Genomic DNA, 20,602 nt, shown 5'->3' with positions numbered 1-20,602 from the left:
TTTTAATATTTGAAATAGATTTTATCTATTCTGCAGCTGTATCGTCAGTTTCAGTTGTTGGAACATCACCCGCTTCAACTTCTTCTTCATCATCATCGTCAGCTATTACAGCTAATCTACTACGTCTTACTTGACAAACAACAGTGTTATCTGGGTGTAAGAATTTGTAATCTTCGTTTGCTAGTTCAGTTATGTAGAACTTGCTTCCAATTTTTAATGGAGTAATATCTATCTCAACAAAATCTGGTAATTTTGATGGAATAGCTTTTACTCTAAGTTTACGGTATGGCATTCTTAAGTTACCTCCATTCATTACACCTTTAGAAGATCCTACTGTTTTCACAGGGATTTCCATTGTAATTTCTTTGTTTTCGAAAATTTGATAGAAATCTACGTGTGTAATTCTGTCTGTTACAGGGTGAAATTGAATGTCTTGCATAACTGCATTGTATTCTTCACCGTTATCTAAGGCAATCACAACTGTGTGTGCGTTAGGTGTGTATACAAGTTTTGAGAAAGCTAATTCTGGTGCTGAGAAATGGAATGCTTTGTCTCCTCCGTACATAACGCAAGGAACCTGACCAGCATTACGTAAGGCTTTAGTTGCCTTTTTGCCTACGCTTTCTCTTTGAGATCCGTTAATTGTAATTGATTTCATTTTTTGAAATATTTGTTAATTTTTAATTCCCTCATTTTGAGGGCTGCAAATTTAGAAATTTTATATGAGAATATTAGTGTTATATGGCGCTTTTTTATTGAGACTACACGTTTTATGGTAAAGTCAATAGTTTTAGTCTTATAATCTTAGTATAGTAATGCAAAAAACAGAGGATTGTAACCGTAACTTTCTCTATTAATTAGCTGTTTACATTACAAATTTATTACTAATAGACTTGTTATGGTGTACATTATACATCACTTCAGCAAATAGAGTAGAACAACTCAACACTCTTAACTTTTTACTTTCTTGTCTTAACGGAATAGAATTAGTTACTATTAATTCCTCTAATTTAGAATTTTCTAATTTTTCGTAAGCGTTTCCAGATAAAATAGGGTGTGTACAAATAGCTCTTACGCTTAATGCTCCACGTTCAATCATTAAATCAGCCGCTTTTGTAAGTGTACCAGCCGTATCTACCATATCATCTACTAATACTACATTTTTACCTGTAACATCACCAATAAGTTCCATGTGTGAGATAACATTTGCTTTTGCACGTTGCTTGTAACAGATTACAACATCACTTTTTAAAGCTTTAGAATAAGCATAAGCACGTTTAGAACCTCCCATATCTGGTGAAGCTATGGTAAGATTATCTAAATTTAAGCTTTTTAAATACGGTAAAAATATGGTTGATGCGAACAAGTGATCTACTGGTTTTTCAAAGAACCCTTGAATTTGATCAGCGTGTAAATCCATTGTAATAATTCGGGTTGCGCCAGCTGCTTCTAACATTTTAGCAACTAATTTGGCAGCGATAGGGACTCTAGGTTTGTCTTTTCTATCTTGTCTAGCCCAACCAAAATATGGCATAACAGCAGTTATATGTCTGGCAGAAGCACGTTTAGCAGCATCTATCATCAATAACATTTCCATTAAATTTTTTGGTCCAGGATGCGTAGATCCTATAATGAAAACACGTGTACCTCTGATTGATTCTTCATAAGACGGTTGAAATTCTCCATCACTATAAGTGGATGTAATTACGTTACCTAGTTTAACTCCGTAGGTTTCTGCTATTTGTTCTGCAAGGTAGGTGCTTTGTGAACACGCGAAAATTTTCGCTTCAGTAGTTTCGTATGGCATTTGTTATCAGTTATTTAGTTGGTGTTGTGTTGTTGTTTTTGTTCAGTTCAAATTTAGAAAATTATTTTACTACAAAAAGGATAAAACCTACTAATTTTGATGGGTGAACAGAAATATTTTTCTATTTTTGCAAACCGAAATTGCTCAAGTGGTGGAATTGGTAGACACGTTGGATTCAAAATCCAATGTCGCAAGACGTGCGGGTTCGATTCCCGCCTTGAGTACTAAAAGCCTTTATCGAAAGATAGAGGCTTTTTTGTTTTTATATTTTAAGTAACGCTATTTAGACTGATTTTTTAAATCATTTTCGCTTATCAATAACCATTACTGGTTTTCTACTCATTTTAGGAAACTGTAATTTTTGTATTTCCTTTCTATCACTAAATTCAATCTTAGGAAGTACTCTTAATTTTGCTCTAAAGTGATTTTTTATATTTTCTAATAAATCTTCGGTTTGTTGCTTTACTGCAATTTTAATAAGGATTTCATCCGTACCAATTTTATTATGGGATAATTCAATAATATAGGCTTCCACCTCATTAAAATCGTTTAATATATTATGCATTGCTGGTGGATATAAAGTCGTGCCTTTATATTTTATCATTTGCTTTTTTCTACCAATTACAGGTCCTAATCGCATGGTGTTTCTGCCGCAATTGCATATTTCATAATGTGCTTTTACAATATCACCAGTTTTAAATCGTAAGAGTGGCATCCCTTCTACACCTAAAGTAGTTATGGTAAGTTCCCCAGATTCGCCTTCGCTTACAGGTTGATCATTATCATCTAATATTTCGGTAATAATTAGTTCCGGATGTTGGTGGCCACCTTGTTGCTGTTCACATTCGGTAAAAGCCGTATTCATTTCGGTGGAAGCGTAGGTGGAATACAATTGAATATTCCAATGTTCCTTTATTTTTTTAGATAAGGTGTTTAATGAAAAATCTTGAGCTCTTAAGGGTTCCCCAATGCAAATAGCACCTTTAATTCCTGAGGTGTTGAGATCAATATGATGCTGTTTGGCATATTCAATTAGTTTCAACAAAAAAGAAGGAACGGCAATAATATAGGTGGGTTTAAATTTTAAAATAGAATCCCATTGCAATTCGGGAATACCATTACCAACCCTAATAATACCAGCACCAAGTTTTCTTGCCCCTAAAAAATAAGCTAACCCAGCCATAAAACGTCGGTCTATGGTAGTCATAAGCTGAATGACGTCATCCGGACCAATACCAGCGCAGGCAAACGAAATGGCTTCGTTATAAGCCAAACGGTCTAAATCGTTATCCGTTAACCCAAAAAGCACAGGGTCACCTAAAGTTCCTGATGTGGTAACATAATCCACAATTTTGTTTTTAGGCACGCAAATAAAATCGTCGTTATACTGTTGTAAATCGTCTTTAGATGTGGTAGGAATTGTTGTTAAATCTTCAAGCGAATTAAGAGTTGAGATATCAATTTTATGTGTGCTGAATAAGCGCTTATAAAACGCCGAGTTGGTCTTTAAATACAGTAAAAGATTTTTTAGTTTTTCAACTTGAAAGCTATTTATTTCGGCTTTGGAAGCGTATTCTATCTCAGGAATCATAAATCTAACTTTCTTTTTAATTTTTTAATATAAGTATCCACTTGTTCTTCGTCAGGAACGGTTGTAATTTCTTTGGTTTTAGCGATTTCAAAGGTATTTAATGCTGCGGTATAATAGCCTTTGTTATAATAGTATTTACCAACCAAATAATAGGCTTCCCAATAATTTGGATTTAAGTTCTCTAATCTTGAAAGAGTTTCTGAATCTATGTCGTTTTTGGTTTCAATTTTTGATAGTACTTCTTGTCTCAATTGCCTGTAAGCTTGATAATTTTTATAAGCTTCTGTATATTGAAATGGATCTTCTTCAATGTTTAATTCTGTATTTGCAAGAGACTTTTTGGTAGGATTTTTAAATATGTCATTTAAATCATACGCCACAAATTCTCCCAATTGATAAGGGTTAGAAGAGACCCAAACCAAACGCTGTTCTGGTTTAAAAACAACAGCATGATGTGCTAATAGTTGATTTAGAGCTTTTTCGTTACCATAGCCAATAGCTTTGTCGTTTAAACCTTCTTTATTTCTTAAAATATCAACTGCAATTTTTGGAGTTAGTTTAGGGTTCTGGTCCAAAAGTTCTTCCATCCGTTCGTAACGGTATTGCGAATGACTTTCTCCAATATGCTTTAAATTATTTTTATCGTTTGCATAAGCGTCGCTCTGAAAATGATTGGAACAGATAAGTTGATTTGAATTTTCAACGTCATAAACGCCAAAATTATGAGGTGAGACTTCAATTAATATCGCTTTTCTGTCGGCTGCACTCCCTACTAAAATAGATTCAGAAACAAATACTTGGCGTTTTTTAGCAATTGCAATAGCTTCTTCAATAGTGGTTGCGTATTGTAAAATTTCACGATTTAAAATAGAAATAGGTGTTTTGGCTACCAATGGAATTTTAGATTTCCCAGCATTTATGGTTACCGTTAGACCATGCTCATTCATACCCGAAAGTACGCCTAACATTCCGGCCCAAGTTACCGACATAAATTTATAGCCTTCGGTGGGGTTTGTAAAGGACACAATTTTTTCTTGGGCAAAGTCATCGCCAGCATAAAAATCTAAATTCCGACCTATAATAAGACTTCCGTCCTCGGTTTTGTCATCCCAAGCGGCAAAAGAAGAACAGCCCACTAAGGCTAAATCTTGTAAGGCATGCCCAATATCGTGGGCTCCATGAAAATATAGAACTCTTAAATAAGGTTCTGCAATGTAATTATAGTCCGGTGAGGCATATTTGGAAAGGCCTAAAATTTCTGTTTTATATTCTAAAGGGACATTAAGATATAGTTTTCGATTATACCAAGCCAAAAAGCGTCTTAATAAAGCTTGTTTGGTTTTAGAGGGTACAAATTTATCTATTTTAGATACAAAAATAGCTTCTTGGTTTTGGAATAACTCTTCTGTAAGGCTCCCTGTAATTAGACCTCTGCGATACGGATTGCCTTCTACATAAAGTTCCCACAAACCTTGTTTGTTTTTACTAAGATGATTGTTTCCTAAGGTGAATGTAGAATCGGATGTTTTAACCCGTTCAGGAATTACTGGATTATAAGCGCTTACATCCGGAACATCATGTAAGGATTTTGTAATTCCGCATGACGTTAGACTTATAAATACAAGAAGTAGAAGCTTGTGATATATGCTTAAGATAATCTTCATGACATTTAATTTTCGATGCTTTCTTCGGTTTTATTAGCATCCAATATTTTTTTAAGTAAAGGTTCCATTCCTACAATTTCTGAACACGTAAGAACAGCACCAATAGTAACGCCCAAAATGCCATGCATATTTAAACTTTGTCCAGTAAGAAGCAAGTTTTTTATTTTAGTCTTTGGAGAAACAAAGGAAGCTAATGGGTTATTAGCATCTTTAACATAGCCATAAATAGAACCTCTGTGAGAACCAATATAATCGCGATAAGATAATGGTGTTGAGGTGTAGATTTCTTGAATACAATCTCTAATATTTGGATATTTTTTTTCTAATTCTTGAATGAGTATTTCTGCTTTTTCAGCTTTAAATTCTTCATAGGTTTGTCCGCGATCATTTTTGTTTGCTACGGTATTAAACGTGTTTTCCCAGGCTTCCACTTCTTCATAGCGCATATAAGTCATTACGGTTAGGCTCTCGCCATACTTATCTGTTTTTTTGTTGATGCCCATGGATGCCATATAACCTTCGGGCCAAGTTTCAGCAGTGTAGTCTTGTCCGTCCCAAATTTTGTTTGCGTCTTTTATATGGTAAATATTTTTGTTTTGATATTTAAAGGTGTTCGGCTTTAAAACAATATACAGACTAAATCCAGCGATAATACTTTCAATGTTATTGATGCGCTTGGTGTAAACTTTTCTGAATTTATCTTCACCAACTAATTTTATGGTAAGCTTTGGTTCAATATTAGAAATGAATAAATCGGCCTTAATTTCTTTGCCATTTTTGGTGAAAACGGAACTGATATTTTTGTCTTCAAATCCGAATTTAACAACCTCATGATGATTAAAAGCATCACCACCATTTTCTTTTAAACGTCGGATTAATAATTTAGAAATTTGGCTACCACCATTTACACAACGATAAGCACTTTCTATATAAGAATTTATGGTTAAGGCATGTACATAAAAAGGCGTGCGATCTGCATCACCTGCATATAGATAATTGGTGCCAGCGAGTACAGCTTGTAGTTTTTTATTATCAGTAATGGAATCAATATAGTCTTTAGCTTTTAAACTAAAAATATCTGTCTTTTCATAATAAGGTTTTCCATATTTTAAACCATATAATGGAAATTGGTCACAGATTTCTTTTAACTTATCACAATAGGTAATAATGGCTTTTTCTTCATCTGGAAATTCAATTAATAAATTCTTAATGAATCTATCATAGCCTTGAGCATGTTTGTATTCGCGATTATCGTTATCGAAAGTAATAACATCAAAACCATCTTCATCTAGTTTTTTTAGATTTAAATCATCAATAATATCGAGGTACTTAAAATATTGATAAAGATTTTGGCCTTTATTTAAGCCTCCTATATAATGGACTCCAGTGTCAAAAATAGTTTTATCGCGAACAAAGGTTTGTAAGTTACCACCATACTGATTGTTTTTTTCTAAAACACAAACACTATAGCCTTCTTTGGCTAATATATTGGCAGAAACTAAACCACCTAAACCGCTTCCTATTATAACAACATCGTAATGAGATTTCATGCTTATTTAAACTGTTTTGATAAGATAGTCATATTTTCTGTTTGGTAGGTACAATCAAAACCTAAATCGAGTGTATTTGTCGCTAACAAATGCTTACTTTCTTTTAAAAAAATGATATGATTTAAGTCTGACTGGATCATTGGTTTTAGTTGTGCTTCCGTAATGTTAGTCGCACGGATTATTAAAGTATTTGCCTTAAAAGACAATGTTTCCTCAAAAGAATCTACACAATTTATGTTACGAGAATTGGTGATAAAACTGTTTTTAACAAGTGTTCTATATTCCGTATTTTCAATATATGAAATGATTTTTCTATCTACAGCATCTAAGGCTAATAAAAAATCAAGTTGACCAGCATCGTCAGATAAATGTATGATAGTGTCTTTTTTACCAACGGTATCTATAATTTTTTTGTAAAGCTCTTTGTTAGTGTTAATATCCTTTTTTACAGTTTTGTATAGTGCATCACCTTTATATCTATACTCATCTAAAAGGATATTGTGAAAATAGGTTGCATCTTCTCTTTCTTTTCTAAAAGCACTAAATTCTGTTCTAAAATAAGCCCCAATATGTTTGGCACGTTGTGAGTAATTGGTACTAAAACGAGAATCTTCTGGTGTAATTCTATCCAGAATTTTTAAAGTAATATGACCATCTCTTATCATGGATTCCCCTTTAGGAATGATTTCAGAATTCCCATGAATAAGTACAGGTATAATATCTAAATGAAATTGTTCTGCTAAATAAAAAGCCCCTTTATGAAAACGCTTTATTTTATTGGTTTTAGAACGTGTACCTTCTGGGAAAGCCATTAGGGTATACCCTTGTTCTACTTTTTTCTTTAAATGGTCTAGTCCATTTTCTATACCGCTTGATACTGGATAAAATCCGGCCAATTGTACGGCTTTTCCAAATACAGGTGAGTTGTAAACCCAATCATTCACCAAGAAAATAATCTTTGGATGTAGCATTCCAATGGCTAGAATATCTAAAAACGATGTGTGATTTGCAATAATAATAGCTTGCTTTTTAAAATCTTCTTTAGGTTCATTAATCACTTTTTTAACGAGAAACAAATGGGTGTATAATACCGATTTCATGAATTTTGAAATCATAATATGAAACCATTTCATTTTCGTTTTCTTTGGAAGCGGAATGATTTTTAAAATGGTAACACTAAACAAGGATAATAGAATACCGCCTAGGCCAAAATAAGTAAATGAGACAATGGAGTAAATTAATAATCTTAATGATATTGGACGTTTAGTTTTGCTACCAATAAACAATTTAAAAAGTAAAGGTTGAACCGTAAAAGCTATAAGTACTGCTGAGGTTATACCTATTAAGCATACTAAAGATATGGAATATAATGCAGGGTGTTTTGCGAAAATTAAAACTCCGACCCCTAAAATAGTGGTGATCACCGAAAGTAAAATAGACGTTTTATGTGTGGTTAACGATTTTTCACCTGTTCGGTATTCATGCAATAACCCGTTGGTCATAAAAATGCCATAATCAATGCCTAAACCAAAAATAAATGTAGATATGATGATATTAAAAATGTTGAATTCTAAATGAAATAATCCCATAATTCCAATGGTTACTAACCAGGTTAGACAAATTGGAATGGCTGTTACTAAAGTTAGCGATAAGCTTCTGTAAAATAAGAATAGAATAATTAGAACAACAATTAAAGAATAGCCGATTAAACTGTTGAAATCGTTTTTTAGATGACCTAAAAAAGTTTCGTTCATTTGTTTTCTATCAATCACTAAAGTATGAGAATCCTTTTTAAAAGCATTCATTACGGCATTTGCTTCATCTACTTTAACTAAAGTTGTAATGGTGGTGTAATCATCTTTAGTCGTCATATAGTCGTCCACCGAAAAGGTGCTTATGGCTTTGTAATCTTTACTTTCTAAGGGTTTAAATGTTGTATTTAAAAGCGTGTAAAAACGGTTAAAGGTTTCGGGTTTAAATCCTATAGCTGTTCCGCTTTCTGTAATGTTCTGTTTTGTGTTTGTAATGGTGTTTTCGGTCCAAAAGGATTGCCAACGTTCAATTTGTTGGGTTTGTTGTTTTTTAGAATGGACAAAAGTGCTTATTGAACTGAAGTTAATCAGTTTGTTCTCTGCTTTTAAGTTTTGAAGCTTGGTTAAAATAGCATCATTAACCTGTAATGTGCTTTCTTCCGAATCACCGTAGGCGGCAATGTATATGGATTTTGAAGTGCTATTAATTAGTTTATCTAAGCGTAATTCGGCTGCCTTAATGTCTTTTGGCATGTAATTCATCTCGCTTAGGTCATTGTTAAAAATAACAGTGTTATAAGTAAAGAAACTACCAAAACACAATAGAAATAAACCAATAATAACCCATTTGTTTTTATGAATGTTGTAAGAAGCAATTTGGTCTAAAGCGGTACTTTTTTTGGATGGTTTTGTTTGCTCTTTATACACTTGAGGAATAAAAAGTAGTGCAAAAAAGGAAGAGCCAATAACGCTAACTGCAGCAAATATTCCTAAATCTTGTAAAGCTTGTGAGTTGATAAATAATAAACATAAAAATGCTAAAGCCGTAGTTAAACTGCTCATTAAGATAGGTTTCGAAATTTCTTGATACAAGTGTTTTACATTAGTGTTGCTTCTAATGTGTGTGAGAATGTGTAAGGAATAATCGAGTGTAACACCTAATAACACCGAACCAATCCCTAGAGAAATGGCTGATATTTTTTCGCGGATTAAAAAAAGCAGTGCAATAGCTAAAAGTCCACCAAAAATGGTTGGTATAAATAATATAATTGGGACCGTTATTTTTTTATAGAAAAGTATAAATATGAGTAAAAGTACGGTTAACGCAACACCTACAGTAAGCTGAATGTCGCTTTTTATTTGATTGGCATTAGCGACAGCAATGAGTGTTCCGCCAAAATATTCGGCACTTGCTTTATTTGTAAAAGCATTGTTTAGTTTGGAGTTGGTATTGTATAAGTTTTTTACAAATTGGGTGTTTTTAGCCGTTTCATTAGAACCTAAAGCAGGTGTGATAAATAACAGAATGTGCTGTTTGTCTTTACTCACTAAGAAGCCGTTTTGTAAGGTGAAATCCTCACCAAAACTTAACTCTTGTAGTTTTTTTAAAGCAATAAATGATAAGCCTAAAGGATCTTTTAGAATAAAATCTTTAGTAACAATACCTGATGGTGAAATTAACGTTTTGTAATTTTTTAAGGTAATGGCAGCAATACTATCTTTTTGAATTTTGTTAGCAATAGTGCTATAATCTGCTTCATTTAGAAAAAGCGGTAAATTATCATATATAAAACTGGCTGTTTTCTGAATTTCATTGTCATCAATTTGTCCTTGAATTTGTTTTATATAAAAACTAGAAGAATTGTTGATGCTATCAATAAACTGTGATGCATATTGCGTTAAATCTTCAACAGAACCATCGGTGCCTTTGGTAATATTTACAATGATTTTATCGGTAAAGTTGGCGTTTTTTAAAACCTTCTGTAGTTCCGCATTTTCTGTATTAGTAGGAATTAGTTTCGTGATATCTTCTTCAAATTCAATTTTAGAAGCAATGAATACTAAGCCCAATAGTAAAAATCCTAAAATGCAAAAGCCAAACCATTTTCTGGCATTAAAATAATGATATATGTTATAAAAGATATTATGCATTGGTTGCGGTTACATTTTTCTTTCTAAAAAGCAGAAAAAGAAAATAGCTAAATGTTCCTGAGGATAAAGCAGCTAATGTTGCTAAAGCAAAACTTCCAACTATATAAGATTTTACATGTTTTAAAACCTCGAAACCTGCTATGATTTCATTGATATCAAATGTTACATTTTCGCCCAATATAAAATTTCCTAATTGAAAACTCGTAAGAATAATAAAAGGAATAAAAGGCGGAAGGCTTATGTTTGAAAAAGCAAAAGCAATTGTTTTATTCAACTTCAAAAGCAAAGCTAAAAAAATAACGGTAATGGTTTGAATACCCCAAAGTGGAGAAATACCTATAAAAACACCTAAAGCTATGGATAATGCTTTTTTTTGAGGGGAATCGTTACTACCGATAATATCTTCGGTTATAAAACGCTTAAATCCTTTTTTTTTTAATTTCCTGAAAAAATCACGAGGTTTTATATAGAGTAAAGTTAGAATGACGAGCCATGTATTCAAAATACTTATTCGTGTGAAATCTCTGAAGGGTCTAAAGTGAGATACACGTTCATCTTCATCATATAACACTTCAATTGGAATGTTTTTTACAACAGTACCAGACCAAGCTGCTTTTACAATGACTTCTATTTCAAATTCAAATTTTGAAGTATAGAATTTCAAGTTTTTTAGATGCTGAATAGGGTAGAGTCTAAAACCCGATTGAGTGTCTTGTAGTTTAATGCCGGTTTCTGCCCAATACCAAAAATTAGAAAATTTATTACCAAAACTACTTTTCTTTGGAACACTTTTTTGGCTCATATTTCTGGCACCAATAAGTAAGAGGTTTTTGTCCTCAGAGGCTTCAAGTGCCTCAATAAATACAGGGATATCTTCAGGGAAATGTTGCCCATCAGAATCTATAGTTATTGCATATACATAACCTAAACTTTCAGCATGTTTAAATGCAGCACGCAAAGCTTGACCTTTACCTTTGTTTTCTTCAAAATGAATTTGTTCGAGTAGCGAATAGTCTTCAAGAATTTTCGATGTTGTATCTGTTGAGCCATCATTTACAACTATAATATTTTCGGTATAATTTAAAACGCCTTCAATAACACGTTTTAAGGTTTTAGGGTTGTTGAAGGTTGGTATAATTACACAACACTGTAAGCTGTTCAGTTTATGATGTGAGGTAATATCCTTCATTTTTGTTATTGAGAATTGTGTCTAAGATTAGGCTAATTCTTAGTTTTTGATAAATGTGCCATTGTATTTTAACGCAATAGTACCATCTGTAAATTTAGTGATATTTTTAAGTTTAACCCTGTTGTTATCTTCTATAATAGAAAGCTCTAAAATGAGTTCGGCATTACTATTTGGGTTAATTAAAGCCGTGAATTTTATGTTAGATATCGTCTGTAAGAATAAAGAGCTATTAACATGATCTTGAGTGATTTCTTTAATGGTTTGAATCATACACACACCAGGTGTTATTGGATTACCTGGAAAGTGACCATTAAAAACATCGTGATCCTTATTCAGTTTAATAGTCACATGAATTGTGTTTGTATCAACAACAGTTGTTTTTAAGACCGTATAAAAACCCTTAATTAGCATCTATTTATAATTTGAATTGATAACCTACACTTAGTTGAATAACGTTATTTAATATTAAGTCACTAACGTCTGTAGTTTCATAACCGTTACCCGTATCTACATTTCTACCTAATAAATCTGTTATACCTTGTTTGTAACCAATAGACATTACTAGTCCATTGCCAATATCATAACCTATGGCACCAGCTATAGCAATATCAACTTTTTGAGGATTATTTACATTTTTATGACTTAATAAAATATCAATCACAGGTGCAATTTGAAAATTAAGTCCACTATTACTAATATAAAATTTGTTGTTTACAGGTATGGATAAATAATTGAGCTCTATAGATTGTGTTCCATCAAAGCCAAAATTTTTGTACTCACTTCCTTGTTTAGAATATAGTACTTCGGGTTGAAGGGTGTAAAAACGTGCAAATTTAAAAGATAAGGTAGCTCCTATATGAAATGTGGTTATTTTTTCGCTACGGATACCGCCATTCTCCTCGAGATTGCTTAATCCAGCAATGTTCATACCTGCTTTTATTCCTGGTTTAATTTCTACTTGCGCATTAATAAAGGTACACGACAATAATGTGATTAAGATAATAGTTAGGTGTTTCATAGTGATTTAGATTGATTAGGTGGGACACAAAAATGAGGAAATATCTTATAATAGAAAAGAATATAGTATTTATTCTTTGTGATTTAAATAAGTTAAATCAATTTGAATTGGTGCAGTTTTATGCTCAATTTTAATATGTTCTGCAATCGTATTTTTTACATTAGAAAAGGATATGATAATCTTTTCTTTGGAATGTGTAGAGTTTATAATTCTGGTGAGTTGCTGTGATTGCTGATTGATTAGGTAATGATTAAATCGTTTTTGGGTCTTCGATTGGTAAATTATATTTCCATCATTATTCGTGAAAGCTTTATTGATTGTATTGTGCTCTTGTGTTAAAGTTTGAAAGTCTCTTTTAAGCGTGTTGATTATGATTTTTCGATCTAACTCTTTCATAATGAAATGTGTTTTCATCTCATTATTTATCAATTCAAAATCGAATATTTTATTACCGAAATTGGTGGTAAATACAATACGGTGATTCTTTTCTTTTATTTTTTTGATAATTAAAATACCGCCAAAATCGTTATTGTAAGCTTTAATTTTAGCTTTATAAACATAATCTGTTTTGGTGTTTGCAAAATAAGGATTTGAAAATGCTGTAGCCTTAGTATCATATTCCGAAAGCCCTTTTACGGTTGGAATTGCACAAGACGTAAAAAGGAAAAGACTACAGAGATTAATTATTAAAAACCGCTTCATCTAAAGTTGTGTTTCGAGTTTTATTCTTAAAAACAATTTTGGTGTAATCTTCAGAGGGTTCAATCATTTTTACTTCAGTGACATCGCTGGTTTTTATATCAAATTTTAATTCGAATTTAGCAATGAATTGAAGCATGTTTTCATCCTTCGGAATAAATTTTATTAAATAATAATCATCCACTTTAAAATAGGAAATATCAAAGGCGTTATCATCAAACATATTGCCCTTCACGCTATTGGTAATAAGGCTGTTTAGACCTTTAAACATTTTATTAGATCCAATATCTATTTTGCTTTTATCACCTTCATCATCAATAAATAACTTGTCGTCTTTAAAAATAACACTGTAGTTGTAAGGGGAAGTATATTCCCATTTTACCAGACCAGGGACTTTAAAAGCTAGTTTTCCATGTGTTTCAACATCATTGCTTAAAAAACTAAGATGTTTGTATTGTACAAAATCACTAACAATCGTTTTTGTATTACGATCTAATTCTGCTACAGCCGATTTAAACGTGTTTATTTCGTTTGTAGTTAGTGTTTTTTGTGCACTAGAGATTTGAATTCCGATACCTAAAAAAAGAAAAAAGTAAATATTACGCATAAGCTTCTATATTGAATAAAGTATCTATTGTTACAGATTGATAATTGTTCTTTTGCAAAAATAACAACAATTGTTCCAAAACACGTACTGTGATATTTTGTGAGTCGTGCAATAAAATGACAGCTCCTGGTGTGATGTTTTTAGTAATTCTGTTTAAGATGTTTTGTTCGTTATCTTTTACCGTATCTAACGATCGTATGTTCCAGCCTATAACTTTGTGTTTAGTGTGTTTTATGGCTTTTGTAATTGCAGGATTTGTAACACCATATGGTGGACGAAACAATGTCATTTCTTTATTTATAATAGAAGCCACTAAAGCATTGGTTGTTTCAATTTCATCAATCACTTTTTGTTTCCCATAGAAATCAAAAATTTCAGAATGGGAATAGGTGTGATTCCCAACGGTGTGTCCTTCTGTTATAATTTGTTGTACCAGTTTTGGTTGTTGTTCTATATGTTTACCAATACAGAAAAAAGTAGCTTTGGCATGGTAGGCTTTGAGTAAGTCTAAAACTTGTGGTGTGAATTCAACATTTGGGCCATCGTCAAAAGTAATGGCAACTTGTTTTTTATTACAAGTTTTATTGAAATTATAAGCGTCTAGATGGTAGTTCCAAGTGATATTAAAACTGCCTATAATTGTAACGATTAACCAACCTACAAGAACTAAAATAAATACGAAAACAGGGATAGAAATAAAAACGCTAATTATTAGCAATCCAATAAAAAGCATAAGCGTAAAACGGTTTATGTTTTTAAAGTTTAACATGATGTTAGTAAGGTGAAACTATGTTGTTGCCCTTTTAGTTGGTTATAAAGTAGAATGTTTTTATAGCTCGATTTTTTAATGGTATTTAGCTTTAAAACTTCAGGAATATGTTGATGTTTTATAATATTAGCAGTAGTCCAAAAGCCAAATGCAGAAGCCGTAAAAAACTCACCACAAAGATGCTTATAATGCAATTGAGGCGTGGATTTAAAAGAGGAATCTTGAAGTGATTGATATAATTCATCAAAAGCATCTCCGTTTTTCCCGAGTACTATAGCATCAATATTTTCGGTTGTTAAAGCATATTCTTTTAAGAAATCTTCAACTTTAATTTTAATAGTTTCAGCTGTTGCTTTATTAAAAATTTTAAGCCCTTTTATAGCGGCAAAACTATTATTCTGTTTGGATTGGGATAAGCTAAAAAAATGAGCTCCTTCTCCAAAAGGTGTGGTTATGGGTTGCTTTTCTGCTGCTTCAGCAAGGATAATATCGTTAATAAGGTATTTTCCTAATTCATCGGTACCGCCAACTAAAACCGTTTTGGCTTCATTTTCATGTAACAAGAGTTGTCCATCTAAAACCGCGGATTCAAACGAGGCAGCACCTTGCACATAGGTTACATTATAGCCTTTACATTTTAAAGTTAATGCAATTTGAGCACCGACCGTATTATGTGTAGATTGAATAAACGAAGTGGGCGTTAAAAACTCTTCATCGTTGTCGAGTATGGCATTTAGGAATTTTTCAGAATCTTCTATACAACCAATACCTGTGCCTGTAATAATAGCGTCGGGTGTTTCTAGTTCTGCTAATGCTAACGCTTTTTTTGCAGCAGCAATTCCCATCTTTACTCCAGTTGCCATACGTCTACTCGCAATTGGGCTTATAAATGATTTATAATTAGGGTGAATAGCTTTTGCTAGTTGTCCTTCAAAAGAAATTGTGTTTTCTAAAAAGCTAGAATTGTCTAAGGTGTCTTGTGCCGAAATTGAAACCGCACTATTTATATAACAAGGTTGCATTAGTTTTTAGAAAATATAAGAGTTGAACAATTGCCGCCAAAACCAAATGAATTAGAAAGAACGTAATTTATAGTTTTTTTAGTGACTTCGGTTATGGGAACCATTTGGAGTTCAGGAATCACTGTTTTAAAATTGAGATTCGGGAACATCACGTCATTCTGAAGGGCTAAAATAGAGTAAACAGCTTCTATCGCTCCTGCGGCAGCTAATGTATGCCCCGTAAAGGCTTTAGTAGAACTGAAATCAGGAACCGAATCTCCATAGATACGTTTTATGGCTTTGCCTTCCGATAAATCGTTGTTAGGTGTAGCGGTACCGTGTGCGTTAATATAATTGATGTCTTCCGGATTGATTTCTGCAATCTTTAATGCTTTAGACATCGCTAAAAAAGCACCTTCACCATTTTCTGATGAAGCCGTTTGATGAAAAGCATCATTTGCATTACCATAACCTGCTAAATACCCTAAAACAGTTTTGTTGTCTTGTTTAACAACAGCATCAGATTCTAGTACTAAATACGATGCTGCTTCCCCTAAATTTAAGCCTTTCCTGTTGGCGTCAAAAGGAGTACAATCGGTGTCCGATAAAATCATTAGTGTTTTAAATCCGTTGATTGTAAATTTTGCTAAACCATCCGTTCCACCAACAATTACGCGGTCTAGTTGTCCTGATTTTATGAGTCGAGCACCAAGCATTATAGCATTTGCGGCAGAGGAACATGCGGTACTAATAGTTGATGTAAAATCTGTGATGCCTAAAAGTGCTGCAATTTTTTCGGTACTATCTACAGCGTGATGACTGTTTATTAATTTTCGACTTTCCGCGTTATAATTTTGAAAATGTTTTTCCGTTAAGTCCATACCACCAACACTTGTTGCGGATATTAAACCTGTTTTAAATGCGTCAATAGTATCGATGTTAGCGTGTTTTACGGCTTGTTGTGCAGCAATGCAGCCTAATAATGCGGTTCTTGAATAGTTGTGATTTTCATTTAGATGAAGGCTTTTGGCAAGTTCTGCATTGGTTTGTAAAACTTCCCCAACCTTAATTTCATTTTTATGTCGTGTGTCTATATTTACAATAGGTGCAATGCCTTTTTTATGATTCAAAAGCGCATGCAAATTCGCTTCTACAGTAGTTCCTATAGAAGATATAATTCCCATTCCTGTTATGGCAACACGATTTTTAAGCATTTTATTTGGTGCGGTGTTTTGCAATATAAGTCGCTAAGACTTCCACAGAAACAAACACAGCTTTACCTTCGTTTGGATCCGTTAATTTAATACCGTAATCTTTATCTAACATTACAATAAGTTCTAAAGCATCAATAGAATCCAATCCTAAACCATCTCCAAATAATGTATCATCATCCGCAATATCTTCAACCGTAAAATCTTCTAAGTTTAATTGCTCAATAATACTTTCTTTAAGTTCTTTTTTTAATGCGTCCATTAATTTTGAGTATATATGTTTTTAATAATTTCTTTTGAATAGTTATAAGATCCTTCTTCTGCCACAAGATACATAAATGCATCATAATTATTGTTGTCCACATTGACCCAACCACAAAGTATATGACTACTTTTTCTATTTATAATTAGGCTTGAGGCATAGTGCTCTATAAGTGTTTCATTGAATTTTTCGGAAACAAAAAAAGCATTTTCTCCTTTTATTTGATGCCGAATACTGATTTCGCCAATCATAATATTGGCTAAGGTATAAACAAATACAGCAGGACTAGGGAAGTAATTGTCTTTGTCATTAATGGTATCCTGATGATTTCTGTCTGTGTCTAAACTAGAAGCTTTATTGGAAAGTACAATACCTGTGTTTTTTATAATTTCAGAATCAAGTTTTGCTGCTTCAAAAAGAAATTCTGAAGTCAAAAAAGCCAGTTTACATAGGTTATCCATTTTAAAAAACTTAGGATAAGCCAATTGCTTTTCTTTATAGATTTGTTTTGCAAAATCAGAAAACGAGAGGTCTTTATCTTTCGTTATAATCGATTTTCCGTTTAAAGAAATCGCATTATTCTTTATACGGCAATATGCTATGATTTTTAACTGCTTTTTCATTGTTCCGCTTTTTTAAAGATTACAGCAGTATTGCAGCCTCCAAATCCAGAAGCGGTTTTTATAAAAGTCTTTAGTTCTTTTTTAGTGGTGTTTTCAATAATATTTAGAGGCATAGTAACTCCTAATTCGTCCATGCCCAAAGACTTGTATAGCATGTTGTTTTTTAAGGAATGAATTCCCACAATGGCTTCTAACAAACCAGAAGCGCCTAAAGTGTGACCGTAATACCCTTTTAAACTATTTAAAGGTGTTTTTTCTAATTTTGCTCTGTTAAAAGCAATCGCTTCCATCTCGTCATTAAATGCCGTAGCAGTTCCGTGTGCCGAAATATAATCTATGGATTCTGGTTTTATATTAGCCTCTTTTAAAGCGGAAATGATACTCAAATATAAACCTTCGCCAGTTCTGCTAGGTCCTGAAATATGGTTAGCATCATTACAAGAGCCATCTCCTATAATTTGAATGGCTTCACTCTCTGATGTATCCGTAGTAATAGCAACGGAAGCTGCTGCATCGCCTATGGAAATACCAGTTCTGTGTTTTGAAAAGGGTTGACAAGGTTTTTTGCTAATGGCTTGAAAAGATTGGAATCCGGATAATGTAAATTCTGAAACTATATCGCCACCCACAACAAAAGCATTATCATAATAGTCATTTTGAAGGAATCGTTTTGCGACTGCTATGGCTAAAATCCCCGAAACACAAGCATTGGATATGATGATAGGTTCGGTTTTAAATCCGAAAAATTCTTTAATTTTATTTCCTAATGCAGGTAAGTAAGCGCGTTCTGGTTCAAAATTATTGTTTAAAGCATCAATATTACCTTTGGTTGTGGCAATGATTAAAGCCGTTTTATCTGAAATTGAAAATGCAGCCTGAGAAATGGTGTCTTGTAAGGACAAAATCATCATTTTCTCTAATTTTGTATAAATCTTAGGATCTCCTATTTTACTAAATGCGTCGTCTAATTTTTTATGGTCAATAATAGAAGCATAACATGGTGACGTACTAATGTTGTTATGCAGAGTAATCCCTGATTCTTCTTTAGCGATTGCCGAAACATTAGCTTCAGAATCAAACCCAAGAGGGGAAATTATTGTATTTGCAGTGATAAAGACGTCTTTCATATTAATTTATAAAAGCTTATTTTTTGCTTTCCAGGCTTCAAAAAAGGGGGGAAGCGTTAGTGATAAATTATTCTTATCATCTACAAAAACTTGAATAGTTTCTCCTGTGCAAACCGTTTTTCCATCTTCGTTTAAAATTTTATATCTAAAGATAAGTTTTGCCGCAGGTGTATTTATATAAGTGGTTTCTACAGTTGCAATATCTCCATATTGCAAAGGTAATTTATGCTCACAACTCGATTTTATAATAGGAGACACATAACCTTCCGCTTTAGTGTCTAAATAAGAAATGCCATGTTTTCTTCCAAAAGCCTCACGTCCATCTTCAAAATAATGAAGATAATAGCCATGCCAAACAATACCTAAAGCATCGGTTTCGTTGAAACGTACTCTAATGTCGTGAGAAACCTTTAGTGTAGTTTCAGAAGTATTATCATTTTTTCTAGAGGCCATTATAGACTTAATTTTTTAAAACTGTTTTCATTTGAGCTGTTACAATCACTTCCCCATTTAATGTCGTTGTACCTTGTACTAAAGTGACTCCCATAATTTCTTGTAATATTTCAACTTCAGTTTCTATTTGCATGTTTACTTTTGGAAGCTTCTCGATTGTTACACTTTTTATAGCGCCAATATAGCCTTCTGGCGCAGGAATATTATTGATGTAAAAATGATAACCGGTATATAGTGCTACAGTTTGTGCTATATGTTCTATAAGTCCTGGTTCTGTCAAAAATCCATTCTGAACAAACATATTATCTTCAGTTACTGTTAGCCCTGAAATAACTTTAGATTCTTCAAAATATAGTAGTGAATCTACCATAACAATAGGTGCACGTTGCGGAATTAATTTTAAAATTAAATCTTGATCCGTAATAGGCTCTTTAAGTAAATTCATGATGTGTTAATCTTTTAAATCGTTCCAGAAATCAAAATAATTAAACCATTGCAAAGGATATTTTTTTAACATCCACTCTAAGCTTTCGGTATAAGATTTTAGCAATGCCATTTGGTCACGTTGTTTTACATCTGCTATTCTAGCGTATAAGTGATAACGTGTTGTGGTTTCTTTCATTACATACACAAAAATTACTGGTACTTTTAGTCGTGATCCTAAAAGAAAAGGGCCTGCTGGAAATAGTGCTTCTTGGCCAAATAAATTATGTGATAATGATTTTGATGGCTTTACGTAACGATCTCCAGTAATGCAAATGATTTCATTTCGAGATAAGGCTGCGTTTATTTCAAAGATATGCGATAAATCATCTTTAATGATTATAAATTTAATGTTAGATTTTGTTGTAACACTTTCTAAATAAGCTTTAATGTCTCCGTGTTCGGAATCTGTTGTTAACAAACTGATGGTAACATCTTCTTCCAATTCATTTAAAAAATACTCAGCAATTTCAAAATTACCAACGTGAGCGCTAATTAAAATACCTCCATTTTTAGATTTTAAAACCGTGTCTAAATGATCAATACCATCAAAATTATAAGTGAATTTATTTCTTAATCCTGAAGAAATAGCAATCTTATCTATAATCGTTTGTCCGAAAACAAAATAACTTTTATAGATGCTTACAATACTTTTTAATCTTGAATATTGACGTCTTTTTCGGAAATAATAATAAATAGACTTTGTACTGTTCTTAGCAAAAAAGCAGAAATAAAAAGCTACAAAAATTAAAACAAAATAAGCAGCACGTAAGCCAAGCTTTTTGATACAAAAAACAAAAATTTTATATCCTAAGACTGAACCTCTAGACTTGCCTTCCCATTCCGTAGCCATTCAATTTTAGTA

At 32.7% G+C, this 20,602-nt stretch carries 20 protein-coding genes and 1 tRNA gene; 1 reads left to right on the top strand and 20 read right to left on the bottom strand.

Features of this window, described 5'->3' with window-relative positions:
• Window positions 1–25 precede the first annotated feature (25 nt).
• The gene (locus HM984_RS08895; RefSeq protein ID WP_115810720.1) at window positions 26–658 is read right to left on the bottom strand and encodes a 50S ribosomal protein L25/general stress protein Ctc; all 633 of its coding nucleotides are present in this window, start codon (window positions 656–658) and stop codon (window positions 26–28) included.
• Between the two features lie 207 nt (window positions 659–865).
• Window positions 866–1,807, bottom strand: coding sequence for a ribose-phosphate pyrophosphokinase (locus tag HM984_RS08890; protein ID WP_115810718.1), 942 nt, complete (start codon window positions 1,805–1,807; stop codon window positions 866–868).
• A gap of 142 nt (window positions 1,808–1,949) precedes the next feature.
• Between HM984_RS08890 and HM984_RS08885 the strand changes: the two genes are divergently transcribed.
• A tRNA-Leu gene (locus HM984_RS08885) sits at window positions 1,950–2,031 on the top strand.
• 77 nt (window positions 2,032–2,108) lie between these two features.
• On the opposite strand, the gene flxY is transcribed toward HM984_RS08885, so the two are convergent.
• From flxY to HM984_RS08795, 18 genes are all read right to left on the bottom strand, one after another.
• On the bottom strand, window positions 2,109–3,398 hold the full coding sequence (flxY, locus tag HM984_RS08880; protein WP_179348913.1) for a flexirubin biosynthesis putative acyl-CoA ligase FlxY: 1,290 nt from the start codon (window positions 3,396–3,398) through the stop codon (window positions 2,109–2,111).
• Window positions 3,395–5,062 carry a C45 family autoproteolytic acyltransferase/hydrolase gene (locus HM984_RS08875; protein WP_179348912.1) on the bottom strand — a complete coding sequence of 556 codons (1,668 nt, stop codon included), beginning with the start codon at window positions 5,060–5,062 and terminating at the stop codon, window positions 3,395–3,397. Before HM984_RS08875 ends, flxY begins: the two co-directional genes overlap by 4 nt.
• Window positions 5,063–5,067: 5 nt before the next feature.
• Window positions 5,068–6,612, bottom strand: a complete 1,545-nt coding sequence (locus HM984_RS08870; protein ID WP_115810700.1) for a phytoene desaturase family protein — start codon at window positions 6,610–6,612, stop codon at window positions 5,068–5,070.
• A 2-nt stretch (window positions 6,613–6,614) separates the two neighbouring features.
• Window positions 6,615–10,295: an MMPL family transporter gene (locus HM984_RS08865; protein ID WP_179348911.1), complete on the bottom strand. Its 3,681-nt coding sequence runs from the start codon at window positions 10,293–10,295 to the stop codon at window positions 6,615–6,617.
• Complete coding sequence (locus HM984_RS08860; protein WP_179348910.1) at window positions 10,288–11,484, bottom strand: DUF2062 domain-containing protein; 1,197 nt, start codon at window positions 11,482–11,484, stop codon at window positions 10,288–10,290. The genes HM984_RS08865 and HM984_RS08860 overlap by 8 nt, the downstream gene beginning before the upstream one ends.
• 39 nt (window positions 11,485–11,523) lie before the next feature.
• Entirely contained in the window at window positions 11,524–11,895 is a 372-nt protein-coding gene (locus HM984_RS08855) for an ApeI family dehydratase (protein ID WP_179348909.1), read from the bottom strand.
• Between the two features lie 4 nt (window positions 11,896–11,899).
• Complete coding sequence (locus tag HM984_RS08850) at window positions 11,900–12,502, bottom strand: porin family protein (RefSeq protein WP_115810692.1); 603 nt, start codon at window positions 12,500–12,502, stop codon at window positions 11,900–11,902.
• Window positions 12,503–12,571: 69 nt separating this feature from the next.
• Window positions 12,572–13,204: a flexirubin biosynthesis protein LolB2 gene (gene lolB2, locus HM984_RS08845; protein ID WP_179348908.1), complete on the bottom strand. Its 633-nt coding sequence runs from the start codon at window positions 13,202–13,204 to the stop codon at window positions 12,572–12,574.
• Window positions 13,182–13,808 (bottom strand): flexirubin biosynthesis/transport protein LolA2, encoded by a 627-nt coding sequence (lolA2, locus tag HM984_RS08840; RefSeq protein ID WP_179348907.1) that lies wholly within the window; start codon window positions 13,806–13,808, stop codon window positions 13,182–13,184. The genes lolB2 and lolA2 overlap by 23 nt, the downstream gene beginning before the upstream one ends.
• A complete protein-coding gene (locus HM984_RS08835) occupies window positions 13,801–14,577 on the bottom strand; it encodes a polysaccharide deacetylase family protein (RefSeq protein WP_179348906.1) in 777 nt (258 codons plus the stop codon). The genes lolA2 and HM984_RS08835 overlap by 8 nt, the downstream gene beginning before the upstream one ends.
• Window positions 14,571–15,599 carry a beta-ketoacyl synthase chain length factor gene (locus HM984_RS08830; protein ID WP_179348905.1) on the bottom strand — a complete coding sequence of 343 codons (1,029 nt, stop codon included), beginning with the start codon at window positions 15,597–15,599 and terminating at the stop codon, window positions 14,571–14,573. Before HM984_RS08830 ends, HM984_RS08835 begins: the two co-directional genes overlap by 7 nt.
• Window positions 15,599–16,792 (bottom strand): beta-ketoacyl-[acyl-carrier-protein] synthase family protein, encoded by a 1,194-nt coding sequence (locus HM984_RS08825; RefSeq protein ID WP_179348904.1) that lies wholly within the window; start codon window positions 16,790–16,792, stop codon window positions 15,599–15,601. The genes HM984_RS08830 and HM984_RS08825 overlap by 1 nt, the downstream gene beginning before the upstream one ends.
• A gap of 1 nt (window position 16,793) precedes the next feature.
• The gene (locus HM984_RS08820) at window positions 16,794–17,051 is read right to left on the bottom strand and encodes a phosphopantetheine-binding protein (protein ID WP_092465725.1); all 258 of its coding nucleotides are present in this window, start codon (window positions 17,049–17,051) and stop codon (window positions 16,794–16,796) included.
• Window positions 17,051–17,674: a 3-oxoacyl-ACP synthase gene (locus HM984_RS08815; RefSeq protein WP_179348903.1), complete on the bottom strand. Its 624-nt coding sequence runs from the start codon at window positions 17,672–17,674 to the stop codon at window positions 17,051–17,053. Before HM984_RS08815 ends, HM984_RS08820 begins: the two co-directional genes overlap by 1 nt.
• Complete coding sequence (locus tag HM984_RS08810) at window positions 17,671–18,801, bottom strand: beta-ketoacyl synthase N-terminal-like domain-containing protein (protein WP_179348902.1); 1,131 nt, start codon at window positions 18,799–18,801, stop codon at window positions 17,671–17,673. Before HM984_RS08810 ends, HM984_RS08815 begins: the two co-directional genes overlap by 4 nt.
• A 6-nt stretch (window positions 18,802–18,807) precedes the next feature.
• The gene (locus HM984_RS08805) at window positions 18,808–19,254 is read right to left on the bottom strand and encodes an acyl-CoA thioesterase (protein WP_179348901.1); all 447 of its coding nucleotides are present in this window, start codon (window positions 19,252–19,254) and stop codon (window positions 18,808–18,810) included.
• 7 nt (window positions 19,255–19,261) lie between these two features.
• A complete protein-coding gene (locus HM984_RS08800; RefSeq protein ID WP_092465721.1) occupies window positions 19,262–19,699 on the bottom strand; it encodes a hotdog family protein in 438 nt (145 codons plus the stop codon).
• A 6-nt stretch (window positions 19,700–19,705) separates the two neighbouring features.
• Window positions 19,706–20,590, bottom strand: a complete 885-nt coding sequence (locus HM984_RS08795) for a lysophospholipid acyltransferase family protein (protein WP_179348900.1) — start codon at window positions 20,588–20,590, stop codon at window positions 19,706–19,708.
• Window positions 20,591–20,602: the final 12 nt, after the last annotated feature.

The organism is Winogradskyella pacifica (assembly GCF_013403915.1).
GTDB classification, from domain to species: Bacteria; Bacteroidota; Bacteroidia; order Flavobacteriales; family Flavobacteriaceae; genus Winogradskyella; species Winogradskyella pacifica.
Note: the sequence above shows the minus strand (reverse complement) of the source record. Positions and strands in the feature narration are given on the sequence as shown.

Coding starts and splice junctions, on each gene's coding strand:
- HM984_RS08895 (WP_115810720.1), bottom strand. CDS start 658: ATGAAATCAATTACAATTAACGGATCTCAAAGAGAAAGCGTAGGCAAA.
- HM984_RS08890 (WP_115810718.1), bottom strand. CDS start 1,807: ATGCCATACGAAACTACTGAAGCGAAAATTTTCGCGTGTTCACAAAGC.
- flxY (WP_179348913.1), bottom strand. CDS start 3,398: ATGATTCCTGAGATAGAATACGCTTCCAAAGCCGAAATAAATAGCTTT.
- HM984_RS08875 (WP_179348912.1), bottom strand. CDS start 5,062: ATGAAGATTATCTTAAGCATATATCACAAGCTTCTACTTCTTGTATTT.
- HM984_RS08870 (WP_115810700.1), bottom strand. CDS start 6,612: ATGAAATCTCATTACGATGTTGTTATAATAGGAAGCGGTTTAGGTGGT.
- HM984_RS08865 (WP_179348911.1), bottom strand. CDS start 10,295: ATGCATAATATCTTTTATAACATATATCATTATTTTAATGCCAGAAAA.
- HM984_RS08860 (WP_179348910.1), bottom strand. CDS start 11,484: ATGAAGGATATTACCTCACATCATAAACTGAACAGCTTACAGTGTTGT.
- HM984_RS08855 (WP_179348909.1), bottom strand. CDS start 11,895: ATGCTAATTAAGGGTTTTTATACGGTCTTAAAAACAACTGTTGTTGAT.
- HM984_RS08850 (WP_115810692.1), bottom strand. CDS start 12,502: ATGAAACACCTAACTATTATCTTAATCACATTATTGTCGTGTACCTTT.
- lolB2 (WP_179348908.1), bottom strand. CDS start 13,204: ATGAAGCGGTTTTTAATAATTAATCTCTGTAGTCTTTTCCTTTTTACG.
- lolA2 (WP_179348907.1), bottom strand. CDS start 13,808: ATGCGTAATATTTACTTTTTTCTTTTTTTAGGTATCGGAATTCAAATC.
- HM984_RS08835 (WP_179348906.1), bottom strand. CDS start 14,577: ATGTTAAACTTTAAAAACATAAACCGTTTTACGCTTATGCTTTTTATT.
- HM984_RS08830 (WP_179348905.1), bottom strand. CDS start 15,599: ATGCAACCTTGTTATATAAATAGTGCGGTTTCAATTTCGGCACAAGAC.
- HM984_RS08825 (WP_179348904.1), bottom strand. CDS start 16,792: ATGCTTAAAAATCGTGTTGCCATAACAGGAATGGGAATTATATCTTCT.
- HM984_RS08820 (WP_092465725.1), bottom strand. CDS start 17,051: ATGGACGCATTAAAAAAAGAACTTAAAGAAAGTATTATTGAGCAATTA.
- HM984_RS08815 (WP_179348903.1), bottom strand. CDS start 17,674: ATGAAAAAGCAGTTAAAAATCATAGCATATTGCCGTATAAAGAATAAT.
- HM984_RS08810 (WP_179348902.1), bottom strand. CDS start 18,801: ATGAAAGACGTCTTTATCACTGCAAATACAATAATTTCCCCTCTTGGG.
- HM984_RS08805 (WP_179348901.1), bottom strand. CDS start 19,254: ATGGCCTCTAGAAAAAATGATAATACTTCTGAAACTACACTAAAGGTT.
- HM984_RS08800 (WP_092465721.1), bottom strand. CDS start 19,699: ATGAATTTACTTAAAGAGCCTATTACGGATCAAGATTTAATTTTAAAA.
- HM984_RS08795 (WP_179348900.1), bottom strand. CDS start 20,590: ATGGCTACGGAATGGGAAGGCAAGTCTAGAGGTTCAGTCTTAGGATAT.